Source organism: Caballeronia sp. LZ024, from assembly GCF_031451455.1.
Classification (GTDB): domain Bacteria; phylum Pseudomonadota; class Gammaproteobacteria; order Burkholderiales; family Burkholderiaceae; genus Caballeronia; species Caballeronia telluris.
Genome location: NZ_JARUXL010000008.1, coordinates 17,596 through 41,052 on the forward strand (window position 1 = coordinate 17,596; position 23,457 = coordinate 41,052).

Consider the following 23,457-nt stretch of genomic DNA (forward strand, 5'->3'; position numbering starts at 1 on the left):
GCAATTTCGTAACTCTGATCTAAAAGCGTTGCGCGAAGTTGCCTGTTCCGACACGCAAGACGCGTCGTCATACGATTGAAACGTAGGAGGCATGGAAAGTTAAGCAACGCCGGAACTTTTATTGAGGCAGATAAATAATTACTTGATCGAATCCTGTTGGAATGTACTCATCGGGAGATCGTCGAAGGTTTCATCTGACTAACCAGGCACGCATGCGCCACACCTTGGCAGCAGGAGGTTCTCGCTATCTCGCGCCCCGTGAAGTAGATTAACGTTGATGCGTGGGTGCGGTGTATTTTCCGTTGTGAGAAACCATCCGGAGAACGGTGTGGCTAACGTGGAGGCACGCTCGTCGAATCAACTGGCCGAGGAGCGGACTGATCTCGCAACGACACGCACGCTGATGGCGGCCGACCGCACCTTGATGGCGTGGACGCGCACTGCGCTTTCCATGATCAGCTTCGGCTTCACCATCTACAAGGTGCTCGACGGATTCAGGGAAGCGGGCGTTCATCTTGCCCATCCGCACAGTCCTCGAAGCATCGGCCTCTTTCTTACAGGTTTAGGCACGGTTTCGATGGTGCTGGGAACGATCGAGTACTGGCGAATGATCGTCGGTCTGCGTAACTATCAGCCAGTAAGCCTCTGGCGGCCCGCTTTTTTAGTCGCGTTGGTGATGGCCTTTTCGGGCAGCTTTCTCTTTCTAAGCATCATCATAAGGTTGCTCTGAGCGTACTCACGACGCCAAGCGCAGCGGTGTCCCTGTATCGGATAGATCGCATCCCGGATCACACGGTGGCTTTACCGCTTCGAGAGGTGCCAGTGTCGTGACTGAAACCCTGATGATCCTGCTGAAGATCTCCATTGTCGTGGTGATCGCGTGCGTCGGAGCCGGGACATCGCCTGCCGAGCTGACCTATCTATGGCGGCGCCCCGCGCTATTAGTACGTTCCCTTGCAGCAATGTATTTGCTGGTTCCGCTGCTTGCGTTCGGCCTCGTGCAAATCATGCCCATCGAGCGAGGGGTCAAAGCTGCGATGCTGGTGCTCGCGGTGTCCGCGGGAGCCCCGCTGCTTCCCAGAAGGCTCAAGAAACTGAATAGCCAGCAATACATCTTTAGCTTGCTGATCACATCCTCGCTCGTCGCCATTGTCGCCGTGCCGCTGTGGGCGGCGTTCTTGAGCACCTACTTTGACATTGCGGTCGAACTATCCGTAAGCACTGTCGTGTCAGACATTGCTAAAACCATTCTGCTTCCGATTATGATCGGCATGGCGCTTCGCTTCATTCTCCCGGCCTGGTCTGAACGGTTGTCGGACCGGCTAATCATGGTTGCCGGCGTTGTCCTGGTGGCGTCCGGCATCATCCTGCTGGTCGTCCACAGGCAGCACCTAGTGGGTCTCAGCTGGCAAGGTGTGCTCGCGCTCGTGGCACTGATGGTGTTTGCGATGCTCATCGGTCATCTTCTTGGCGGATCCAAGCCGGGTGACCGGACGGCGCTGGCGATCGCCTGCGCAACGCGGCACGTCGGCATTGCGCTGGTGGTTGCAACGGAGTTTGTCGGCGTAAGAATAGCCGTACTGGTTGTTGCGTACTTCGTCACTGCCTTCATCGTGTCGAGCATCTATCTGACGTGGCGACGACGATAGCTTGCCGTAGCAAGCACGCTCAAGACCTCACAGGTGACCACGAGCCGGAGAGATCGAACGATTGGAGCCGTGACGCACGGCGTCCTGATTGCGTGACACTGCGTCAAGGTTTCACCGGCGACCACGATTCGTCCGGATCGAACGAACTGAGCCGGCCCACGATGCGCGTGGTTTGCGGGCCAAAGTTCTTCTGAACAAGCTTCCCTTTGTCGTTGACGAGGAACGTCATCACGCCCGTCGCGCCGTACGTGACGGGCCACGCCACGAGCGCGCATCCGTCCGCGAGCACGCCGTCTTGCTCATGGTTCTTGCGGCCGCCGTTCTCGTGCGCACCTTGCGCCGTGAGGATACGGTAGTGATAGCCGTGATAGCCGCCCGCAGGAGCGCCGTTGCCTTGTTGCATCGCGATCGCGAGGGGGCCGAGCGGGCTCTGCATTTCGCCCTGGGTTGCAGGCCAATAAAGACCGTCGCGCTGTCCCGGCCTGCTCACCAAGCGCTGTGCATAGTGGTGCGTGAGCGCGCGATAGTCGCGCTGCGCATCGAGATACGCGAGCGACGTCCGCATTGCCGCGCGCTCGTTGCGGCCGATACGCCGCGTCAGCAGTTCATTGCGGCCGGCGACCGGATCGAAACGCCAGCCGCGTTGCGTCTCCACGAGCGGAATGGGCAGCGTCCACCCGTCTGTGCCGACCGCGATGTGTACGACCGCTGGCTTCTTTTCCGAAGCAGGCTCGGACACGATCTCATGCCCCTGCGACCACGCCCCGAGGAATCGATAGACATCGTCCTGATTGACATCCTGAGCGGGAATGAAGCGTCGAAAATCGCTGCCGAGCACGACCTGCATGGCTGCGTCGTCGTTGCTGGCAAGCGCGTCGACGAAGGCGCTGGCTCCAGCTTCGGGCATCGGAAAGACGGCTTGCGCGCGGGCGCCCTGCACGCTCGCAATCAGAAGCCACGCGGCGAACAGTGTACAGTTCAGGAAAGAACGGGTCATCTGAATCTCCAGTCGCGCTCACGTGCTAACGGCGAAAGCGTCCGCCGAATCCACCGCCGCCAAACCCGCCGCCGCCGAACCGGCCTCCTTCGCCGCTGAACCGGTCGCCACCGAATCCGCCGCCGCCAAAGTTGCTGGCGAGCGAACTGCGGCTCTCTTCTCCGCGCTGCATGTCCTGTCGTGCGCCGTCGCCATCGCCGGCATCGCGCAGCGCGTTGTCGCGATTCGCATAGTCGGCGTGGCTCTGCAAGTCGCTCGCGCTGAACCCGCCCTTATTGATGCCCTGCAAGCGCTGGCTCGCCGATCCGCTCATGTTCTCCCCGGTGCGGCTGTCGAAGGCCTGCATCGCCTGGGTGCGCGATGTGTCATAGCCGCGATACGCGTCGTGTTGCGCGCCGCTGAAATTCGCATTGCGATTCCAGTTTGTCGTGCTGCCGCTTGCGCTAAGCCGGTTGTTCACGTTGATGTTGTTGTAGTGATTGACGTTGACGTTCACTTCGTGACTGTTCCAGTTGAAGCCGCCCCACAGCGCGTTGGTCACCGCGATGCCGGTGCCGAATGCAAGGCCCGCGGCAAAGCCGCTCGCCACCGCATATCCGGCCGGCGGCGGAATATAGACGGGCGGATACGCTGGGTACAGCCACGCTCCGTACACGAACGCGGGGTTGTAGGTCGGCACGTACACGACCTGCGGATTCACCGGCTGAATCTGGATGGTGCTCTGCTCGATCACGACTTTCTGCTGATCACCCGATTGAAGGTTCCCCGCTTTGTGTGCCTGCTTGCGCAACCGCTGGACGGAATCCATCACGTCGTTGGGTTGTGCGAGAAACGCGTCGCCGATCTGCCTGACCCAATCGGGCTTGGACGCCATGGTGGCAAGCACCTGCGGAAACGCAACGAGCGATTGCACACTCGGGTCCCACGGCTGCGACGCGACCGCCTTCACGGCTTCATCACCGGTCATCGATGCGTGGGCCTTCGACCACGTCGCGGCCGATTCCACTTCCTTGGGATAAGTGGCGGCCATTAGCACCTGCGCGAGCAAAGGATCGGGATACAGCGCGATCGGCGCTGTCAGTGAATCGAGCTGTTGATTCGAAACCTTGAGCGCGGCTTGCGCGCGGGCGATGCCCGGTAACGCGATATTCGTCATGAGCGGCACGGCAAACGCCGCGCAAAGCACGAGCATGATGCGAGCAAATTCTCTGAATGACTTCACAATCGAGTCCTCCCAAGCCGCCAGTTCACACCTGCGCGCGCATTCTCGCCAGTTTTAGAACTTGATATGCACACCGGCAAATGGGCCGGCGGTCCTGATGTTGTAGTAAAACGATGAGGTGTTGTAGTTTTGCGCGAGAATCCGATATCCGGCAGTCATGCCAATCGTCCTTGCGACATCCCACGACACTGACGCAATCAACTGCCACGAATACTTGGCCCCTCCGGTCCCGACATCCGCATAGCCCATGACGGACCATCTGTCTGTGAATCGGTAGAAAGCACGCACACCCACTAGGGCGTCGACCCAGTCGACATTCGTGCTTCGTTGGTCACCGGCCGGCAAAACCGGACTGGGCGAAAAGGAAAGCTTCGCGTTGAGATTCGTGTATCGCAGGCCCGCTATGAGATCCACGGGCGCTTTGTCGCCTGGCAGAACACGGTAAGCGCCGCCCGCCTGAACGATTCCATTGTCCAGCTGCAGGCGTGCCGTACCTAACCGCCCGCCGAGTATCGGGTCTGACGTGGTCGATACGTTGACGTAAAACCCGTCGACGATGATCGCCCAGCGATCCTTGCGCGCTTCGAAGGTCGCCATCATGCCGAAGTCGAGATCTCGCCAGATATTGGAGAAGTGGGCATCCACGTTCTGACCGGGAACCACTTGCCCGATGCGAACGTTGCCGCTCTGTCCCGCGAGCCACAAGTAGGGCGTCAGCGAGAACTGCCAACCGTCCGGGTTGGACGACGTCTGCTGCGCTTCAGCGCGTGCTGTTGCCGCGACTGCGGCCAGCGAGGCGCACACCACCCATCCCGCCATGCGTCGCCGTGATCTGGCTTTCATGCCCGCACCTTCATGATGACACTCCATCAGTTAGCCGGGCTTGCCGGATCATTCAGTTTCGGGGGAACATCCGGTTCCAGTCCTGCTTCATGTCCACGACGATCCAGCCGTTGCCCGGTGCCGCGTCGAGTGCCCTGTCGAGCTTTCCGACTTTCGAGGTGCGGTCGTATGCATACTCTCGCGCTGCATCCGTGTGGTGAATGATCACGCCGAGTCGGGCACCCGTTCCGCTGGTCGTCCATCTGAGCATTTGCAGGTCGCCGTCCGAATTGCCAAACGCCGCCACCGGCCTTCTGCCGATGACCCTCTGGATCGTGACCGGCTTGCCCGGACCGTCATCCACGTTTTCCAGCTTCGCGATGCGCATGAGCGTCGGCTGACCCGCGACTTCGGTGTACTGGTACTGGATGCTGCTGCCGATGACCTGTTCAGGCGGGATGCCATACGCCCGGTCTGCGAATCCGCGCATGAATTCGACGCCGCCGCCCGATACGATGAATGTCTTGAACCCATTTGCCCGCATATAGCTCAATGCCTCCAGCATCGGCTGATAGACGAGTTCGGGATACGTCCTGGCAAAGCGCTTGTCGCGCGCGGAGGCCAGCCAGTCGCGCGCCTGCGCGGCGAATTGATCGGAGGTCATTCCCGCGTGGGTTGCCATGATCAGTTTCATCGCGTTCGCTTCACCGTTTTTGGCGAACACACCGGCCATGTTGCCGGCGAGCGCCGAGCGGTAAGGCTCCTGAGTGCGCCATTCAGGATGCTGAGGCGCCAGCGCCTGAAGCCGCTGGAGTGCAAACACGAACTGGACGTACGCAGGCTGTTCGATCCATAGCGTGCCATCGTCATCGAAGACGGCAATCCGCTCGGGCGGCGGCACGAAGTCGGCCGAGCCGGCAGTCGTCGTCTTTCGAACGAAGTCGACGATGGCTTTCTTCTGAGCCGTGTCGTTCCATGAAGGGAGAGGGTCGACAGCGATGGCGCCCGACTGCGCAGCGTCCTGGCGCGCGGGCGCGGAACCGCAAGACGTCAGCACGCATGCAAGCGCTAAACATGCGGACAGCCGAAGCGCGACTTCAATCAAGCGGGACATTTTCGTTCCCCTTCTCAGCGAATCGCCTGAACACGCGACATGCGGCTAGGCAATCGCGTCATGAGGCGCGTTGATTTGCCTTCGATAAGTCTCATTCAACACCAGAGTCACCATCGGTCTGATTGTCCCCGAACGATTGTTGGTGCACTCGTTAAGTCTTTTCAATAAGACTTTGGTCCAATAGCGACGATCGTTCTTAAATGCTACCGTCAATAAGCGTGATGCACGCCCGCATGCCACATTAGATAATATTTTTAGCGCAACTTATCACTGCGTTGATGACGATCCGGAACATTATCCCAAGATAAACTCCGCTTTCATCTGGTCAGCTTCGCCCTGTTGTTCCCTGTTTTACATATATAAGCAATTCCACACAAAATAATTGGCTTAGCTGAATTGCCATCGCCAGTGTATGGAACGTCGTCTGGACCATCGTTTTTGGGGTTGATTGCGCACGTCAAGACTTCGCTTTTCACTAGACGATCAGGAGTCTGCACATGAAGCCAAGAGCATGGTTATCCGTTTCCGTCTCTATACTCGCGCTCGCGTTAGGCGCTCAATCGCCTGCGATCGCGCAGCAGAAGCCCAACATCCTGGTCATCATGGGCGATGACATCGGCTGGATGCAGCCAAGCATCTACCACCGAGGCTTGATGGTCGGAGAAACACCGAACATTGACCGGATTGGGACCGAGGGCGCGATTTTCATGCACTACTACGCAGAGCAAAGCTGCACCGCAGGGCGTACGGCCTTCTTCACCGGCATGCATCCGCTGCGTGCGGGCATGATTCCGCCGCAGCTTCCGGGCAGCCCGACCTACCTTCTGCCCGGCACGCCGGCGCTCGCGAAGTTTCTGCTCGATCTCGGCTACAACACCGGCGAATTCGGCAAGAACCACCTCGGCGACCACACCGACGCTTTGCCGACCGCGCACGGATTTCACGAGTTCTGGGGTTACCTGTATCACCTCGACGCGATGCAGGGCGTCAGCTTCAACGACATCAACTCCTCGCCGACCCAGCAGGGCATCGCTCCGCCCTGCAAGAACACGCCGGTCCCCGGACTGCCCGACGTTCCAGGCGCAGTGGACCCGAAGACAACGATCTGTCTGACGCCGCCGCGTCCAGTGATTGCGTGCAAATCGTCCGATGGCACGGCGAAGAACCAGACCTGCAAGGACGAAGGGCCGCTGACGCTCGATCGATCGCGCACGGTCGACGAGGAGATCTCGGCCAAGGTCATCGACTTCGTCGATCGCAATGATCCGAAGAAGACTGGCAAGCCGTTCTTCGTGTGGTACAACCCGGCGCGCATGCACATCACGACGATGCTGTCGCCGAAGTACGAAGCCATGCTCGGCGAAAAGGGCGGCAAGGACTGGGGCATTAACGAAGCGGGCATGAAGCAGATGGACGACAACATCGGCTATGTGCTGAAGAAGCTGGAGGAAATGGGCCAGCTCGACAACACGATCGTCGTCTTCACGACCGACAACGGCGCCGAAACCATCACTTTCCCGGATGGCGGCACCACCCCGTTCAAGGGCGGCAAGCTGACGACCTGGGAAGGCGGCATGCGCGCGCCGGCGGTTGCCCGCTGGCCCGGGCACATCAAGGCGGGCTCGGTCATGAAGGAGATGTTCGCGTCCCTAGACTGGCTGCCCACGCTCGTCGATATCGCCGGAGGCCCCAAGGGCGACCAGCTCAAAAAACAGATCGAGGCGGGAAAATACCCCGGCATCGTCAAGACCACACTCGACGGCGTCGACCAGCGCGATTACCTGGAGGGGAAATCGGCGAAGTCGGCCCGCGAGGTGTTTTTCTATTACACCGGACCGATACCCTCGGCGGTGCGGTACAAGAACTGGAAGTTCTATTACACGATGGTGGGAGACTGCGCGACCTGTGGCCTCGTCGGAGCCACGACGTATCACTGGACGCAGGTCGACAACATCATGCGCGATCCATTCGAGACCACGGTCGGCGCCGACAGCAAGTCGTTGCTGGGCTATGGCGGCGGGCTGGCCGCTCCGAGCACGGCCTATCTATACAACTGGAATACCCTGCCTATCGGGCAACTGCTGTGGCTGAAGGAACTCGAAACCTACACCGCGTTCCCGCCGATGCAGGACCCGGCCAGCTACAACCTTAGCCGGATCTTGCAGGAGGTCAAGCAGAACGGTCACCGTCACCCGAGCGAATGATCCTGCGAGCAGGCTCAAGGCAAATGGAGAGCGAGGCATGGCGAATCGAAAGTGTGTAACGGAGAAAACAAACGGCAAGTCCAGTGCTGCCGCCCGCCCTTCTGGTGCGGTTGCGCGCTCGCGCCGGCTGCTGCTCTGGGGCATGCTGCTCGTGACGTGCCCCGCTTTGATCGGGTTCGCGGCAAACTGGGCCGTCGACACCCACTCGAAAGCCGCCTCGAAAGCGGTCCAGGGCGACGGCGTGCGTGGTCCGCGGGGGATGGCCTGGGTACCGGGCGGCGAATTCCTGATGGGCAGCGACGCGAAGATGGCGCAGGCCAACGAACGTCCCGCGCACAAGGTGCGCGTGCACGGCTTCTGGATGGACGAGCATCACGTGACGAACGCAGAGTTCCGCAAGTTCGTCGAAGCCACTGGCTACGTCACGACCGCAGAGAAGAAACCGGACTGGGAGACGATCAGGGTTCAGGCGCCGCCCGGCACACCTCGTCCGCCAGACAGCGTGCTGGTGCCGGGGGCGATGGTGTTCGTCGGCACGAACGGGCCGGTGTCGCTCGACGACTTCTCGCGCTGGTGGCGCTACGTGCCGGGCGCGGACTGGCGGCATCCGACAGGGCCAGAGAGCACGATCGCCGGCAAGGACGATCATCCGGTCGTGCAGGTGTCCTACGAGGACGCCGAAGCGTATGCGAAATGGGCCGGCAAGCGTCTTCCGACCGAGGCCGAGTGGGAGTTCGCCGCGCGCGGCGGGCTCACGCAGGCCACCTACGCGTGGGGCGACACGTTCACGCCCGACGGCAAGCAGATGGCGAATGTCTGGCAAGGCCAGCAAGCGCGGCCGTTCCCGGTGATGAGCGCGAAGGCGGGCGGCGCGGCGGGCACGAGCCGCGTCGGCACCTTTCCCGCCAACGTCTACGGTCTCTCCGACATGACGGGCAACGCGTGGCAATGGGTCGCCGACTGGTATCGCGCGGACCAGTTCCGGCGCGAGGCATCGACGGCGAGCGTGGTCGACAACCCGGCGGGCCCAAGCGACGCGTGGGACCCGGCCGATCCGGGTGTCCCGGTCGCGGCGCCCAAGCGCGTGACGCGCGGCGGCTCGTTCCTCTGCAACGAAGACTATTGCCTGAGCTACCGCCCGAGCGCGCGACGCGGCACCGATCCGTACAACAGCATGTCGCATCTCGGCTTCAGGCTCGTAATAGACAAGGACAACTGGGAGCATTTGAACGAGCGGCGCCAGGCCGCTAGCGCCGATGCACAACCTCGCTCTTGATCGTTCGAGAAGGAGCCGGAACCCCTTCGACGTTCTGAGCGACGTAGCGTGCAACACTAGAGGGAGACGTAAATTGAAGAACTCGCCGAAGATCTGGCCGATGGTTTGCGTGTTGACGCTCTCCCTTATCGGCTGTGCCACAGGCGGCATGCCGGAAGGCGCTGCGCATTTGAGCGCAGCGGAATGCCGCGATCTCGCCGCTAGCAGAAGCAACGCGCCCATCACGCCCGAGCGCAATAGAAGTGAGCTGGCGGCGCTAGAGAAGGCGGGGTACAACCCATTTCAAGCCTTTGATCCGAACTATCCAGAAGATCTACAGGCGGCACAGCGTCAGGTCGATGTTTGGTATCACACGGATTGCCATTAGGGACCGCAATGACACGTCAGTTCGCCGCCTTAGTCGCGGTTGAACTGCGGGCCAATCAGCAACTTGCGAGACGGTGACGCGGGTGTGTTACGTCTGCGGCCCGTTCCTGCACTGCACCTGAAGCCCGGTCTATGGCACTAAGGTTCCCGTGTCCGGTGACGCGCCTACGCATCCCTTATTAGCGCTCGCACATCGTTAGCTGTGGATTTAGCTTCTTGCAGTTGGCGAATGCGCCGCCATCTGATTGTTGACCGCCTTTCTTCGCGAGTAATGTGCTGTGTACCAGCGACCAAAAGGATCATCCGAATCTTCGGGTCAGGCGTCACCACTGCGGGACCGTCGCGCCTGGATCGGTTGATTGCTAATAATTCGAAGGGAGTCGAACGGCTGTTGCTGCCCGGCCCAAGCCCGCCCGCGGCACCCATCTGAGTACTTGTGCGGCCGACGCAGCGCCGCCGTCGTCTGTCGCGATTCTCAGATTGCATTTGCCCGCCTCAATGCTCACTTGTCCATATACCTTCCCGGCGTCACACCGAAGGTTCGTCGGAACATCGATAAATGCGCTGATATTCTCGTAAGCGAGTCCAAGCGCGATCGCCGTTACGGACATGGCATCCGCCAAAAGCTCCAGTGCGCGAAGCATCCGCGCCTGCTGACGCCATTGCGCGAAGGTCAGCCCGGTGTCGACGACGAACCGCCTGCTCAACGTTCGCGACGCCATGCCTGCCCGCACGGCCCATTCTTCCAGCCTGCTGGTTATCCCCCAGGTCGGCAGCAAGCGAGTCGGTGATTTTAACGAGCCTGACACCACGTGGACGCTGGACGAAACTTACGGCATAGAACGTCCGCTCGATGGGGCAAAGTACGTAGCAGGCTATCGCGGACCGACAACCATGACACTGCTCACGCCGGGCGCCGAAACATGGCACGCTCTGAGAATGGAAACCGATTCCACTCCTTGCGCACGTAGTCCCGCGTCGCGTCACCGTGATGAGGCGAGCCTGGATCATCGGGCTCCGAGGGCGCGAGCAGCGTATCGGCCTGCGGACCGTCGTCGCCGAACGCGACCACCTGCATGTAGCTGTTGCCGTGCGCCCTGCGATCGAGCGTGTGACCCCGACCGTCGAGGGGATGCAATGCATAGGCGACCCTGAAGTACCCTTCCGTGTCGCAACCCCGTGTAACGGAATCTTGGCACCGTTCCGCCAGGAGAGTCTAAGATATCCCAAGAGAGGTGCAATACCCAAGACGAGATGACCACCCCACGCACAGGATGGCTGGGACTTCCCTGAGACGCTCGCGAATCAATGGTATATCCTCGGTTTGCCAATGCCGGAAACTATTTGCGCAGCGGCGACACGCGCCCCGTGGCTCGGGTGCATGCGTTTGGCCGGGTGAGGCGAGGCGGTAGAGCGATCTCGACGAAACGAGTGCGCTGAGCATTGGTCATGTTATTTCGGACAAGCAGATGGGTCCTATCACTGTCGGTTTCGCCTCGTAGGCAGGGGGCGATGCATAGCCCAAAGTCGAATGCAGTCGTACGGCGTTGTAGATACCGACGATGTGCTGGTTGATAACACGTCGAGCTTCATTGTGGTTGGGGTACTGGCTCTGCCATGCGCCTTCCATTTTCAGGTTCGGGAAGAATCGCCCCATCACCGAGATGTCCCAGCGATTTCCCTTGCGGCTCATGCGGCAAACCACATGATGCTGTTCAGCAAGGCTGGTATTCATCGCTCGCGTACTGCCGAACCCGGTCCGACGTTGAGCCCGCGGAGTGCTCTGCCCTTGATCGGTCCGCGCACGGCAGAAGTCGACCCACTTCGGCCCGTCGATCAAGGGGACTTCAACTGCAGCTTCCAAAGTACAACGGCCGTTCGCCGATTCGCGTACGTAGGCCGTGTTCTGCCAGACCGGCCGGTCACGCCTGCACGATGACCGACGATCTGCAATGACCGTTTTAGAGCGAACCGGGAGACGCGATCCGCCGCCGACGAGCCGTCAGATAATACCTTCCCCTTTTATCCGGCGACGAGGCGCACGGCCAGAAAGTCAATCAGTGCGCGTATGCGACGCGGCACTGAGCGGCCCCCCGCCCATACTAGATGAACGGGTACGGGTTCGGGCTCGAACGAGTCGAGCACCGTCACCACCTGACCCGCGTCGAGAAGCTTCTGCACCTGAAAGATCGGTGCTAGACCTATTCCTGCTCCGGCCGCGGCCGCGGCATTGCAAGCTAGCGCGCTTGTCGACCGGAAGCGCCCTGCGACCTCGACTGCGCCCCCTGTGTGGTTGAAGGTCCATGTCTCGCGCAGGGCGTGCTGGCGCAGGATACAGTCGTGAAGGGCAAGCTCGGACGGATGAATTGGGTAGCCGTGCGAGGCGAAATACTCCGACGTGCCAAAGACGACGCGCCGCAAAGTGCCCACTTGCTTCGCGCGCAGGTTCGAGTCCGGCAGAGGACCAAGGCGGACCGCGAGATCGATGTTTGCTTCGGTTAGCTCAAGATGCTGCTCGGCGAGCAGGAGTTCTACCCTGACGTTTTCGTGAATTGCCAAAAACCGCGCGACGAGCGGCGAAACGAATTCCGCGCCAAATGCTGTCGGCGCGCCGACGCGAATACTGCCGCGCAGCTGGGTTGCGTGGTCGACGAGTTCATCACGTGCTGCGTCGATTTCTCCAAGTGCGGGTCGAATCCGTGTGGCGAACTTCAGGCATGCCGCGGTAGGCTGCACACGGCGCGTCGTTCGGTGAAACAAGGTCGCGTTCAAATCACGCTCGAGCGCTGCAATGGCGCGGCGCACCGACTGCAACGTTCGGCCCAGCGATCGCGCTGCGGCTGTCAAACTTCCTTCTTCAAGAATAGCCAACAGTACTTCATATTCGTCCCTGTTCATGACCGTCATTCTCTCGTTTCGTGGAAGAATGTCTGACGGCTCGCGCACCTATGCGTGGTTTGGTCGCCGCCGTACATTCTAGTCATGTTGACATCCGATTGGATCCGAAGGAGACGACTAATGACTCAATGTAACGAGAATGCAGCGCCCATGAGCTACAGCAACCGGTTCAACCTCACCGATGCACGCCGGGTCGTGGCTGCGGCCGAAGAGGAGGCAACACGTCACGGTTGGCCTATGGTGATCGCAGTTGTGGACAGCGGCGGACACCTGGTGCTTCAGCAACGACTTGACGGAGCGCAACTCGGCAGTATCCACGTTGCGAGACAGAAGGCCGAAACAGCCGTGCTGTTCCGACGTCCCACGCGCGTTTTTGAAGACGCAATCGCGCAAGGCGGACTGCACCTGCGCCTGCTCGGTATGAATAACCTCGTGCCGCTGGACGGAGGGATTCCACTGATTCGCGACGGTGCAGTGGTCGGCGCGATAGGCGTGTCGGGCATGCGTTCTGACCAGGACGCGCTGGTCGCCCAGGCCGGCGCTGACAAGCTAATCGCAGCGCAGCCATGAGGACGGCACCTGCCCAAGGTCCGGCCGCGACAAGACGGCGTAAAGCTGTCAATGTAGTCAAGACGCAGCAGGTCGCAATTGCCTGTTCGCGAACTCCGGAAGCGGTCGCAATCGATTGAACGCGACCGGCGAGTTTGACCGGTGAAGTAACACTCGTCCTCGCGAATTGAATGGCCGCTTGCCGGGGGGCGGATCTGACGTGTGAACGTCTGAACTCACGTGCGTGCGAATGTCGCCTCCTGGCCGGCAATCGCCCGCTCACCGGCCAGCAGCTATTGCACTTCGGTTTGTTCGGCCATCTCAAGCGCGTCGTCTACCTCGATACCGAGGTATCGCACTGTGCTCTCAAGCTTCGTATGGCCCAAGAGCAGCTGAACCGCCCGCAGGTTCTTCGTACGTCGGTAGATCAACGACGCCTTCGTGCGGCGCATCGTGTGCGTACCGTAGGCGGCGTCGTCGAGCCCGATTGACGCGACCCAACGATGCACGATGCGGGCATACTGGCGCTTCGAGACGTGCGCTGACGTGTGCAGGCGACTTGGAAACGGATAGTCGGATGGCGTCAGGCCGCGAGCTGAGATCCACGCCGCGACACTCTGCCGAGTCAGCTCCGTAATTTCGAACTGGACAGGTCGTTGCGTCTTCTGCTGCATGAACGTGGCTCGCGAGACTACATGCCCTCCCATGCAGACGTCCTGAACCTGCAAGCGCGTCAAATCGCACGCTCGAAGCTTACTGTCGATCACGAGATTGAACATCGCCAACTCGCGAGCGTTGGTCGACATCTGCAGCCTCGTTCGAATTGCCCAGAATTCCCGGAGCTTCAGCGGTGGCGTCTGGCCGGTCAGCCTACCCTTGTTCCACGGCACCCGACGAGCGCCGGAAGAATTAAGCGTTTCCATGACAATCTCCTCTTCAACGAAGGGAGATCGATTTTGCGCTTGCGGAGTGGTCATTCTTCGACTCGTTGCCGACGGTCGAGCCGTCAGAGGTGCAACGGCAGGTACCAGAGTCGAGCAGTCGTTCGGTACAGCCACTCCAGACAAAAACATATGTCGGCCAATACTGTCATCCATGACGCTTGGCAAGGAAGGCCAACGCCTAGAACAACAGTTCGAACAGTCTCTTCAGGAGGTACTCCGGGGACGTCATCGTCAGTGCCAGCGGCACGATCGGCACATGTACCGCAACCCGAGGCGCACAATGGCATCCTTGGTAATCGGGGGCGCCTGCATCGTCCGGACCATTTCGAAATGTTGGCGAGATCCGCAAGGGACTGAATTTCTCCGCTCCCTACCAACGCGTCGCCGGCGGGCGAGCCGCCCCGTAGCCACGTGGCATCGAACTCGTGCACATTCCGTTCCGCCACCATGCCGTATTCGCTCAGGTCCGTCCTTTCTACTGGGCCAGTTGAGGCGTGAAGTCCAGCAACGGAGCAAAGCCAAGGCACAACAAGCTTCAGCGATCGAAAGAAACGCGCCGGTCGCCAGTGTTGGCGCTTGGTCCGGGCCGTGATCCATTGCAGCGTCGATCTTCCGCCGCGCCATTGCAGTTGATCGGATTGCGTCTATTCTTACATTGGATCTTCGCCAAATACTGATGCCAGTAATGCTTTAGGTGGTTGCGGGAGGAGTTATGCATCACTTTGTGCCTTGTAGTTCAGCTATGCAAAAGCAAGCGCCTCTCACCTGGGGCCATCGTCACGCTCGCCACAGATACTGGTCCGCCTTGTTATCCGGGATGCTCACACATGGAGCATGTGCGCTCGCGGCCGGCCCCCTCCCCAGCGGGGGACAGTTCGTTGCTGGCACGGGTTCGATCTCGTCGAACGGCTCAGCGCTCAACATCACTCAAAGCACGCCGCGCGCGGTCATCGACTGGCGCGGCTTTTCGATCGGGATTGCCAATAGTGTGACAGTGAATAACGGCGCCGGTGCAACGCTCAACCGTGTGACCGGTATCGATCGCTCCGTCATCGATGGCAGGCTGAGTGGCACGGGTAGTATCTACCTGATTAATCCGCAGGGCGTACTTATCGGCACGAGCGGCGTCGTCACGACCGGTGGCCGCTTCGTCGCCTCGACACTCGATGTGACCAATGACGCCTTCATGAACAGGGGCGCATTTTTCTTGAGCAGTACGAGCGAGGCCAGCATCATCAATCTCGGGAGGATCAGTTCAAGCGGCGGCGACGTATTCCTGATCTCGCGCAAGCTCACCGAGAACGACGGTTCGATCGACGCGCCCAAGGGCACGGTGAAACTTGCCACCGGCGCTCAGGTGTTGCTGATGGATTCGTCGAGTGGCAGCCAAGTGTTCGTGGAACCCGGTACTCGAGGGGATGTGGTCAACAAGGGCATGATCCGTGCCGCGCATATCGCCCTCGAAGCAGCCGACGGGAACGTGTTCGCGCTCGCGGGCACGCGAGGCGAACTCCGCGCAACTGGCACCGCCACGCGCGATGGTCACGTGTGGCTGGTGGCCCAACGCGGCACGGCGCACGTCCACACGAACGTCGCGGCATTGAATGCGGACGGCAGCGGCGGCACCGTGGATACGAGCGGCTACGTGCTCCATCTCGACGACGCCGTCATCGATGCCGGACGATGGAATTTGACGGCGCCCGAGTTCAACGTGGGAGGGGTGGCCGCGGCGATCCTCGCCCGTGACCTGTCGAGCGGTACGTCAGTCAATGTGAACACGACGGGCGCCTACGGCAAGAGCGGTGACATCAATCTCCAGTCGACGCTGCGCTGGAGCGGCGACGCATCGCTTGCGCTCAACGCGCAACACAATGTGACGATCGGCGGGGCCGTAACGGTCGCAAACAACGGCGCGGGCAACCTCACGCTGCGAGCCGACGCAAACGGCATCGATAATGGTGCCAGCGTCGTGAACCGCGGCACCATCGACTGGTCTCGCAGCACCGGCGTCGTCGCGGCGCTCCATGACACGAACGGCGGTTACCTCGCTGGCACTGTGACGAGCAATCCATCGTGGGCCCCCGCGCCGTTCAGCGGCCTCAACACGCAAGCGACCGCGTACCGGCTCGTCAATTCGAAAGTAGCCCTCGAGAACGTGTCGAACAATCTCGCCGGCGTATACGCGCTCGGCAGGGACCTCGACCTAGGTGGATGGGACAATCAGTTCCAGAGAATCGGAGGAGCGAATGCGGCGTTCACGGGCCAGTTCGACGGCATGGGTCATGCCATCGGCAACCTGTACCAATATCAGGAATCGGCCGGTCTGTTTGGCGACATCGGTACAACAGGCGTCGTGCGGAATCTGAGTGTCAATAATGCGTATATGACCGCATCGGGCATGTTCGCAGGCGGCGGCGGAGGCATCATCGCGCTACGTAATCGGGGGCTCATCACGAACACGCATGCGTCGGGCAGCATCAGTTCGTACCGGGGCGCCGGCGGCCTCGTCGTGGTGAACGATGGCACGATCGAGCGCTCGTCGACCGGAGCCGGTCTCAACGGCGATGGCACGTTTGCCGGCCTCGCGAGGGTTAATAACGGAAACATCGTCCAGTCGTTCGCGACTGGCTCGGTGAGTGGCGGATCGCACGCGTCGGGCGCCGGCCTGGTTGCCAGCAACTACGGATCGATAATACAGTCCTATGCGACCGGCTCCGCGACAATGTATACCACCGGCGGCCTGGTCTTGTATAACGGCGGAACGATCAGCGAATCGTTCGCTACCACGCACCAAACTCCACTGTTCCCACCCGACCAAAAGGCCGGCGTGGCCTTTACGAATGCCGGAACCATCGCGGACAACGTCTTCTGGGATGTGCAAGCAAGCACTGCAACCAATAGCGTATACAGCGGCAAGGCGCTGCCCGCCGCGAACGGCCTCACGACCGCGCAGATGAGCACGACCGCGAGCTTCGGACCGACGTGGGACTTCGGTCCGACCGGCACGTGGGTGATGCCCGCGGGAGGCACGCATCCGATCCTGCGCTGGCAACAAGATGCGCAGCGAGCGCATTTCGATTGATGGCAGGCTATCCGGAGTCGCAGGTAGGCGCCGATCCCAGTCTTCATCTTGTTCAAACGGGCATCCTTCGACGCAGAGATGCCGCGGCCTGCCCGCACGACTCGCTCACGTAGGGGCGAGATTGTTGGCGTACGGCCGAGTGTTGTAATTGGATACCCGGCATTGAAGTCGCGGGACCCCAAGGGCGGAGAGGGTTGAAAGTACATGCGCTGCCAAGTGAACCTGACGCTCGCGGTATTGTCGCGACCGCCCATTCAACGAACTGAAGCGGACGTCTGAACGTCCGCGCAACGGTTTAGGCGAATGACGCTTCATGGCCGAACCCGGTCCTCTCGAATCTTGCATTCTCTCCCCATCCATCTGTCTACGTCGCGCACGAGGAACCCAAAGCGGACAGGCTGGCGAAACCCGCTACAAAATAGCTAGGGCATTGTCGATTTCCGATCATCACGTTCGTCGTCAGTGAACCCCATTCAAAGGATCTCGCATGAAATACCTCGGCCTGGCCTACTTCTCCCCCGAAGAATTCGCCGCGATGGCGCCAGACGAACTCAAGGAATTGGTGAGCCAGTGCCCAGCATTGGACGAGAAAATGCGCGCTACTGGCAAGGTTCTGATTTCCGCCTCCCTTGGCGATCTGGACAAGTGGAGGACTCTCCGCTCGCGTGCTGGAGAGACGCGCGTCACCGATGGGCCTTACACCGAGTCGAAGGAAGTCGTGGGCGGCCTATTTATCATCGAGGCTGACAGTCCTGATGAGGCGTTACGCATAGCGTCCATGCACCCGGCTGCCACGCTCGGCGAACAAGGCGGATGGGCCGTAGAGCTTATCCCCTTGGAGTTCTATCTGGCGACATGAGGAATCGGACGCCCGTCTCAAGAAGGCGCTTGGCGTTCTTTTCATCACAGACTGCTTCACTGTGTCGGGAGTCATCGCGGGTCATCGCGGCGATGTCCGCCGTTGGCCGCACCGAGCCCGACGGCATCCGGCTCAGGACGGCCCGAGGAGGGAAGCACGAACGTCCGCTTCACCTTGCCAACGGACTTTCGTATCGGGCAAACTTTGCATCATTCGCACCCGACGCGCGGGACCTGTTCTCCACAGAATCTCCGTCCCGGCGGTCATCAGCCGTCCGTCGACACGGTGGTAGCCTCCCACGCACCGATCTCAACGTTCAATGCCGACAACTTGTCCCGAACGAGCCCGAGTGCGTCGCTGCCGAGCAATAGATGTGTGGGCGGATGATCCGCTGCAATCGCTGCCAACATTGCGCGCGCCGCTTTCCCGGGATCTCCCAATTGCTTGCCGCTTTTTTCCTCGCGAGCCTGACGGATAGGATTGAAGATATCGTCGTAATCCGAAATCGAGCGGGGGGTCCGCGTCATCGAACGACCGGCCCAGTCAGTGCGAAATGAGCCCGGCGCCACGGCCGTCACAGCAATACCGAAGGGCTTGACCTCTTTGCCAAGCGCCTCGGAGATGCCCTCCAACGCAAACTTGCTGCCACAGTAATAAGCGATTCCCGGCATGGTGATGTAGCCGCCCATCGACGTGATATTTAGAATGTGGCCGCGGCGGCGTTTACGCATAAATGGCAGGACGGCCTTCATCATGGCGACCGCACCAAATACATTCACGTCGAACTGGCGGCGCATTTCAGAGAGCGGAGATTCTTCCATGATGCCCTCGTGGCCGTAGCCAGCACTGTTGACCAGCACATCGATTGGTCCGATGACAGTCTCGATTTCCGCCACGACGCCGTCGATCGTGTCGAAGCCGGTCACGTCGAGCACACGTCCCCGAGCGGCATTCAAGGATAGGGACTCGAATTCATGCTTTGCCTCGGCACTTCTCACCGTACCGACGACCTTGTGACCCACCGCCAGCGCTTCCTGTGCGAGCGCGCGGCCAAAGCCGCTGCTGACGCCGGTGATGAGCAGAGTTTTGCTGGATGTCATTAAAGCTTCTCCCGATGTCGATTGGAGAGTGCATGCTAATCTGATGAGCGAGGCAATTTCAGCCTGGTTTCGATAATTTTCTTGCACAAAACTATGAACACGTTACGCGTTTCGACTCAGCACCCAGCTCTATCCACTCGAAGCCAGAAACGCATGGTTACCCTGCTACGCGCCTTGGGGCCCGACGAGGGCTACAACCTGACGGCACTGCCGAGTGTCCGCATCTTGCGGTCGAACCGGGCGCTATCGCGCACGCCCGTTCTTTACGACCCAGGTATCGTGATCGTCTGCCAGGGCCGCAAGCGAGGTTATTTCGGCGACCGGCTCTACCTCTACGACGAGCGTCACTACCTGGCCGTGTCCGTGCCCGTGCCGTTCAGCATGGAGACCGATGCAACCGAGGAGCGCCCGCTGCTCGCGCTGTATCTCCACCTCGATTTCGCATTGGCCGCCGAACTTGCGGAGCAGATCGACCGCGAAGGCGAGGCAGAGCGCGCACCAGCACCGCAGAGCATGATGTCGACACCGATGGATGACGCGATGCAAGCGTCCGTGCTGCGCTTCCTCGAGGCGATGCATCGGCCGCTCGAAGCTGCTGTGTTGGGCGCCGGACTGCTGCGTGAACTGTATTTCCGAGTGCTGACCGGACCCCAGGGAAGCTCGTTGCGGGAGGCTTTGGCGATGCGAGGACGGTTCGGCCAGATAGGCCGCTCACTCCGCCTGATTCATGCAAGCTATGCGCAGCCTCTCGACGTAAGGCGACTGGCCGACGAAGCGGGTATGAGCATTCCGAGTTTCCACAGCCACTTCAAGGCCATTACGCAGGTCTCGCCGATCCAATACGTAAAGTCGACACGCCTTCATCAGGCTCGCCTATTAATGGTGCGTAAAGAGCTGACCGCAGAGACGGCGGGACACGCTGTGGGCTACACGAGTCCGTCCCAGTTCAGCAGGGAATTCAGGCGTCTGTTTGGCTTGACGCCGGCCGCGGAGGCTAAGCGAATGCGCGAAAGTTTCACGATCCCGGCAGTATTCGCTGATACGCCTTATGTCTCGTCGCACTGAATTTGGCATGCTTCGATTCGATCGTAGATCCGTGATCGGACGTCCACGAATATGTGCTAGATGTCAGGAAGCACGCACCCGCAACATTGTCATGGCGGCGATGACTGGCCGGTTTATGAAATCGCAGTCTGAGCGCGTCCAATCGCGGCGCAAAGCTTCGGCACCCGACGCCATTGCGGCCCTTGGCCTCCGGAACGCGCGAACGGCCGTTTTGCAAAATTGAACGGTCATACGTCCGGCGGCCGAACCTGATTGGTCGAGCGCTGCAGTCGATTTGATGGCCGCAGAGGCGCCCGGCCGCTGTTGTCAGAGCGGTTACATATCGTGCGGCGCCGGTCACTGCAACGGGCGCTAAAATCCCATAGATGAGTCTTTTCAATGCCAGTCGGCGCACTCGCAAGCGGGGCGTAACGCCAAATGCTGCAACCACTCAAGGCTTGGGCAACGCGGCTAAAGCGAGACGTAGTCACGCTTATGTTCGCCGGTCGCGATCCGGTCACGCCGTTGGTTGCGAAATTTCTCGCGTTCGCAACGGTGGCCTATGCGCTTAGCCCTATGGACCTTATTTCCGACTTCATACCGGTCCTCGGCTATCTTGATGATCTCGTCGTCGTACCGCTTGGAGTCTGGCTTTGCTTGCGCCTCATTCCAAAGGCAGTCATCGAAGCCAATCGCGGGAGGGCCGAAGTCTGGCTTGCGAGCAAGCCGGTGAAGCCAAGAAGCATGCTCGGTTTGGCTGCTATTCTGACTATCTGGGCATTCTGCGCTTGGTTGCTGTGGCGTTGGCTTGCTCGCTGAACTGGGGTCGCGGGCCTCGCAAGTTGCGCGCAAGCCGACATAGCGGTGGATTGAATGTCCGGCAAATCTGTGCAGCGACCGGTCGGACGTTGCCGCAACAAGTCGAACGAATGTCCCTTGATGGCCGCTTTCCACCCTCTCCATCGTTGCAACGTGCGTCGGGGAAGCACCGAATGTTGTCCGAGAATGCTCATCAACGTCCTCGCGTTCGGCTGGCCCCGATCTTCGAAATATTGTTCTCTGCGCCGACAACGTTGCTATCGCCAGCGAAGGACCGTGAGCTACCCCTGACGCGCCTTTCGCTGTCCTGGGATGGCAGTGACCGCTTTCGAAATGTTCATGCGCCGTTGATGAGATCGATCGCATTCCAGGGCCACGGTGTGAGAAGGTCCGCTTCGCTAAACCCCGGATGGCCAAGCAGGGCCGGTGCCAAGGTGGACCGATGCGACAACCAGGTCCCATATCGCACATATTTTAACTGCCCAAGCCGTAGGCAAGGTGCAATAACCATAACCACAGGCATTCGGCGAAATTGTCCCGCATGGCTAGGGCTGGCGGTAAGCGCCTGGCAGGCCGATCATTCGCGGACGCTCCCAGTCTCGGCGCTGCACATAGGCGCCCAGGCCGCGAAATCTTTGTTCATATAACCGCGCCCGGTCGTGAGCGTTTCTAGGCCGGCCTCGTCCGAGAGACGCTGGCGCTGAGTCAGCGGAGCCCTCTTCGCCCTCCGATCCCATCGGCGGCTTTCGCCTGACTTCGTGCGTACCGGCCTCTGCCTGCGCGGAACATCCCGTGCCAAGTCCGAACCGCCTCGGCAAGACGGGACGCTGCGGCTGTTTTGTCTGTTTTATGCCGTTTCGGAACAACTGTAATAAACGTAAAACTACGCACCGGACAAAAGCTGAGCAGTTATTCTTACCTGCCATACACATAGCATCGCTGCTGCGCACCAGAGTGCTCAGAGAGACACCAATGCTTCATATGAACAATGTCATATACAAGGGACATGTGCTTAGCGCAATCGCGGTAACGGACCGCGAGGTCTACTTGGCGACGCTTGTCGTCCGCGATCCGAGCGGTGTTGAGCACCGCAGTGGGGCGCTGGGAACGTTTGCTAGCCCGATAGGCGCTCTGCGCTATGCATTCGCTTATGGCATGGCCGAAATTGATCATTGGAAAGTGCCGCCTTCCGAATGATGCCTCGCTAGCCTATTCGCGAACTGATCCGCTGCCCGACCGCCGACGCCGAACTGGTTGACGTGCCGTTTGCGCGTCCATCACGCACATGCTCACGCTATAAGCCGTGGCACACCACGATCCTTGGAGGGGACCGTATGAACTTCTATCACCGTGGAGTACCGTTGGAGTTGTCCGTCACGCCTTTGGGCAATGCCTTCGTTGCATCCGCATTGATATTGGAAGAGGACGGTCATGCGACGTCCTTGGGGAAGTTAGGCATATTTGCAAACGCCGACGGGGCGCTCCAGTTCGCGGTCCGATGCGCGACCGCTTTTATCGATGGTGATGTTCTTCCCGTACCACCATTTCAGCCGACTTAAAGCATCGGTTGCCGGCGAGATCGAGGGTCTTAGGGGCAGGATATCGGAGCATCACCAACGCGAGCCAGTTTGGAACCCAATTAACACTTCGACGGCACTCAAGAAGTCGGCTCCTTCAACACGATTCGAAACTGCCAGTCACGCAGGCGACGCCAGCAACTCATGCCGCTGCCGCAACCCATCTCGCGAGGAAGAAGGTCACCACGAAGGCCGGTCTGCGAGACGAAGAGGATGCCGGTGAGCCCCGCACGATTGTCGAGCGGTTTGCGCCCTGGGTAACGGTGGCGCCGTAGTTTCGGAGGGGGCAGCAGCGGTTCGATGAGTGCCCAGAGTTCGTCGTCGAGTATCGGCTTTGCCATGGCCTTTTCGTCGCGCAAACAACGAAACGGTTAACAGGATTCATCGAGCGTTAACAGCCCCTGTGTTCATTTTTTGGGGCTTCTAACTTGATTGAGGTATCTCAATCTTGGAAGCCGCAGCGGCAGAACCCCGCATTCCTCGCAAATGGCCGCGGTGTCGTGTTCGACCTCGTACGAGGGAACGGCGCAGTCGAGTGCGTGGTCACCCTCGAGGCGCTCGAAGCGTCTTTCTGGCTTGAACCGGTGGCAAGCGACGCTCGCACGCTCAAATGCTTCGGCGATGGCTATGAGTGAATCGCCGCGCTGGCGGCACGCAAGGCGCTCGCCCATCCATCAGCAAACGTCGAGTTGACGCCGTCGGATTTTGCGCGGCGTACGTGAGATCCCTCGGGTTCGGCTTGGGTTTGGATAGGGCCCACTCCGACCGGTTTGGTGGTCAGCTCAGCTGCCGCAACGATGCCTGATCATGCGCCCAGGTCCAGTAGGTCCGTCAGGTGGATACCGTCAAGCAGCATGTCCGGTTTACCGTCAATCATCTTGGCCGGTCGGTCGGGATGATTGACGCTGCGTCAGGTTGTCATGGTTGTCGCTCCG

21 protein-coding genes and 2 pseudogenes are annotated in these 23,457 nt (G+C 60.2%); 12 read left to right on the forward strand and 11 right to left on the reverse strand.

Going from position 1 to position 23,457, the window contains the following annotated elements; translation table 11 throughout:
* Positions 1-328: 328 nt before the first annotated feature.
* Together QCE48_RS30465 and QCE48_RS30470 are read left to right on the forward strand one after the other, a co-directional pair.
* Entirely contained in the window at positions 329-730 is a 402-nt protein-coding gene (locus tag QCE48_RS30465; protein ID WP_309784528.1) for a DUF202 domain-containing protein, read from the forward strand.
* Positions 731-827: 97 nt separating this feature from the next.
* Positions 828-1,649 (forward strand): hypothetical protein, encoded by an 822-nt coding sequence (locus tag QCE48_RS30470; RefSeq protein WP_309784526.1) that lies wholly within the window; start codon positions 828-830, stop codon positions 1,647-1,649.
* A 103-nt stretch (positions 1,650-1,752) separates the two neighbouring features.
* Here QCE48_RS30470 and QCE48_RS30475 read toward each other — a convergent pair whose 3' ends face one another.
* Genes QCE48_RS30475 through QCE48_RS30490 form a run of 4 tightly spaced genes read right to left on the reverse strand, consistent with a single transcriptional unit; the run spans position 1,753 to position 5,804 of the window.
* Positions 1,753-2,646, reverse strand: a complete 894-nt coding sequence (locus tag QCE48_RS30475) for a DUF2950 domain-containing protein (RefSeq protein ID WP_309784525.1) — start codon at positions 2,644-2,646, stop codon at positions 1,753-1,755.
* Positions 2,647-2,671: 25 nt separating this feature from the next.
* On the reverse strand, positions 2,672-3,868 hold the full coding sequence (locus QCE48_RS30480; protein WP_404982523.1) for a DUF3300 domain-containing protein: 1,197 nt from the start codon (positions 3,866-3,868) through the stop codon (positions 2,672-2,674).
* A gap of 54 nt (positions 3,869-3,922) precedes the next feature.
* Entirely contained in the window at positions 3,923-4,711 is a 789-nt protein-coding gene (locus QCE48_RS30485; protein WP_309784524.1) for a hypothetical protein, read from the reverse strand.
* Between the two features lie 52 nt (positions 4,712-4,763).
* Entirely contained in the window at positions 4,764-5,804 is a 1,041-nt protein-coding gene (locus QCE48_RS30490) for an HAD family hydrolase (RefSeq protein WP_309784523.1), read from the reverse strand.
* A 497-nt stretch (positions 5,805-6,301) separates the two neighbouring features.
* Between QCE48_RS30490 and QCE48_RS30495 the strand changes: the two genes are divergently transcribed.
* From QCE48_RS30495 to QCE48_RS30505, 3 genes are all read left to right on the forward strand, one after another.
* A complete protein-coding gene (locus tag QCE48_RS30495) occupies positions 6,302-8,008 on the forward strand; it encodes an arylsulfatase (protein WP_309784522.1) in 1,707 nt (568 codons plus the stop codon).
* Between the two features lie 142 nt (positions 8,009-8,150).
* A complete protein-coding gene (locus QCE48_RS30500; RefSeq protein ID WP_404982625.1) occupies positions 8,151-9,284 on the forward strand; it encodes a formylglycine-generating enzyme family protein in 1,134 nt (377 codons plus the stop codon).
* A gap of 73 nt (positions 9,285-9,357) precedes the next feature.
* The gene (locus tag QCE48_RS30505; protein WP_309784520.1) at positions 9,358-9,651 is read left to right on the forward strand and encodes a DUF4148 domain-containing protein; all 294 of its coding nucleotides are present in this window, start codon (positions 9,358-9,360) and stop codon (positions 9,649-9,651) included.
* Between the two features lie 501 nt (positions 9,652-10,152).
* Here QCE48_RS30505 and QCE48_RS30510 read toward each other — a convergent pair.
* The 4 genes and pseudogenes from QCE48_RS30510 to QCE48_RS30520 all read right to left on the reverse strand — a co-directional run.
* Positions 10,153-10,469: pseudogene (locus QCE48_RS30510) on the reverse strand (helix-turn-helix transcriptional regulator); the annotation flags it as partial.
* A gap of 85 nt (positions 10,470-10,554) precedes the next feature.
* A complete protein-coding gene (locus QCE48_RS32015; RefSeq protein ID WP_404982521.1) occupies positions 10,555-10,788 on the reverse strand; it encodes a penicillin acylase family protein in 234 nt (77 codons plus the stop codon).
* A gap of 309 nt (positions 10,789-11,097) precedes the next feature.
* Positions 11,098-11,385, reverse strand: coding sequence for an integrase core domain-containing protein (locus QCE48_RS30515; protein WP_309784518.1), 288 nt, complete (start codon positions 11,383-11,385; stop codon positions 11,098-11,100).
* Between the two features lie 287 nt (positions 11,386-11,672).
* Complete coding sequence (locus QCE48_RS30520) at positions 11,673-12,557, reverse strand: LysR family transcriptional regulator (RefSeq protein WP_309784517.1); 885 nt, start codon at positions 12,555-12,557, stop codon at positions 11,673-11,675.
* Between the two features lie 141 nt (positions 12,558-12,698).
* Between QCE48_RS30520 and QCE48_RS30525 the strand changes: the two genes are divergently transcribed.
* On the forward strand, positions 12,699-13,118 hold the full coding sequence (locus QCE48_RS30525; protein WP_309784516.1) for a heme-binding protein: 420 nt from the start codon (positions 12,699-12,701) through the stop codon (positions 13,116-13,118).
* A gap of 272 nt (positions 13,119-13,390) precedes the next feature.
* Here the strand turns inward: QCE48_RS30525 and QCE48_RS30530 are convergent, their stop codons facing one another.
* A complete protein-coding gene (locus QCE48_RS30530; RefSeq protein WP_309785067.1) occupies positions 13,391-14,020 on the reverse strand; it encodes a tyrosine-type recombinase/integrase in 630 nt (209 codons plus the stop codon).
* A gap of 838 nt (positions 14,021-14,858) precedes the next feature.
* Between QCE48_RS30530 and QCE48_RS30535 the strand changes: the two genes are divergently transcribed.
* Positions 14,859-17,123 (forward strand): filamentous hemagglutinin N-terminal domain-containing protein, encoded by a 2,265-nt coding sequence (locus QCE48_RS30535; RefSeq protein ID WP_309784514.1) that lies wholly within the window; start codon positions 14,859-14,861, stop codon positions 17,121-17,123.
* A 487-nt stretch (positions 17,124-17,610) separates the two neighbouring features.
* Positions 17,611-17,982 carry a YciI family protein gene (locus QCE48_RS30540; RefSeq protein WP_309784512.1) on the forward strand — a complete coding sequence of 124 codons (372 nt, stop codon included), beginning with the start codon at positions 17,611-17,613 and terminating at the stop codon, positions 17,980-17,982.
* 266 nt (positions 17,983-18,248) lie between these two features.
* Here QCE48_RS30540 and QCE48_RS30545 read toward each other — a convergent pair whose 3' ends face one another.
* A complete protein-coding gene (locus tag QCE48_RS30545) occupies positions 18,249-19,082 on the reverse strand; it encodes an oxidoreductase (protein WP_309784511.1) in 834 nt (277 codons plus the stop codon).
* Between the two features lie 153 nt (positions 19,083-19,235).
* Here QCE48_RS30545 and QCE48_RS30550 point away from each other — a divergent pair, with 153 nt between their 5' ends.
* From QCE48_RS30550 to QCE48_RS30560, 3 genes are all read left to right on the forward strand, one after another.
* Positions 19,236-20,147: an AraC family transcriptional regulator gene (locus tag QCE48_RS30550; protein WP_309784510.1), complete on the forward strand. Its 912-nt coding sequence runs from the start codon at positions 19,236-19,238 to the stop codon at positions 20,145-20,147.
* Between the two features lie 417 nt (positions 20,148-20,564).
* Positions 20,565-20,945, forward strand: coding sequence for a YkvA family protein (locus QCE48_RS30555; protein WP_309784508.1), 381 nt, complete (start codon positions 20,565-20,567; stop codon positions 20,943-20,945).
* Positions 20,946-21,737: 792 nt separating this feature from the next.
* The gene (locus QCE48_RS30560) at positions 21,738-22,142 is read left to right on the forward strand and encodes a hypothetical protein (RefSeq protein WP_309784507.1); all 405 of its coding nucleotides are present in this window, start codon (positions 21,738-21,740) and stop codon (positions 22,140-22,142) included.
* Positions 22,143-22,635: 493 nt separating this feature from the next.
* Here the strand turns inward: QCE48_RS30560 and QCE48_RS30565 are convergent.
* Positions 22,636-22,863: pseudogene (locus QCE48_RS30565) on the reverse strand (transposase); the annotation flags it as partial.
* Between the two features lie 87 nt (positions 22,864-22,950).
* Here QCE48_RS30565 and QCE48_RS30570 point away from each other — a divergent pair.
* Positions 22,951-23,157 carry a DUF1488 family protein gene (locus QCE48_RS30570; protein WP_404982518.1) on the forward strand — a complete coding sequence of 69 codons (207 nt, stop codon included), beginning with the start codon at positions 22,951-22,953 and terminating at the stop codon, positions 23,155-23,157.
* Positions 23,158-23,457 lie beyond the last annotated feature (300 nt).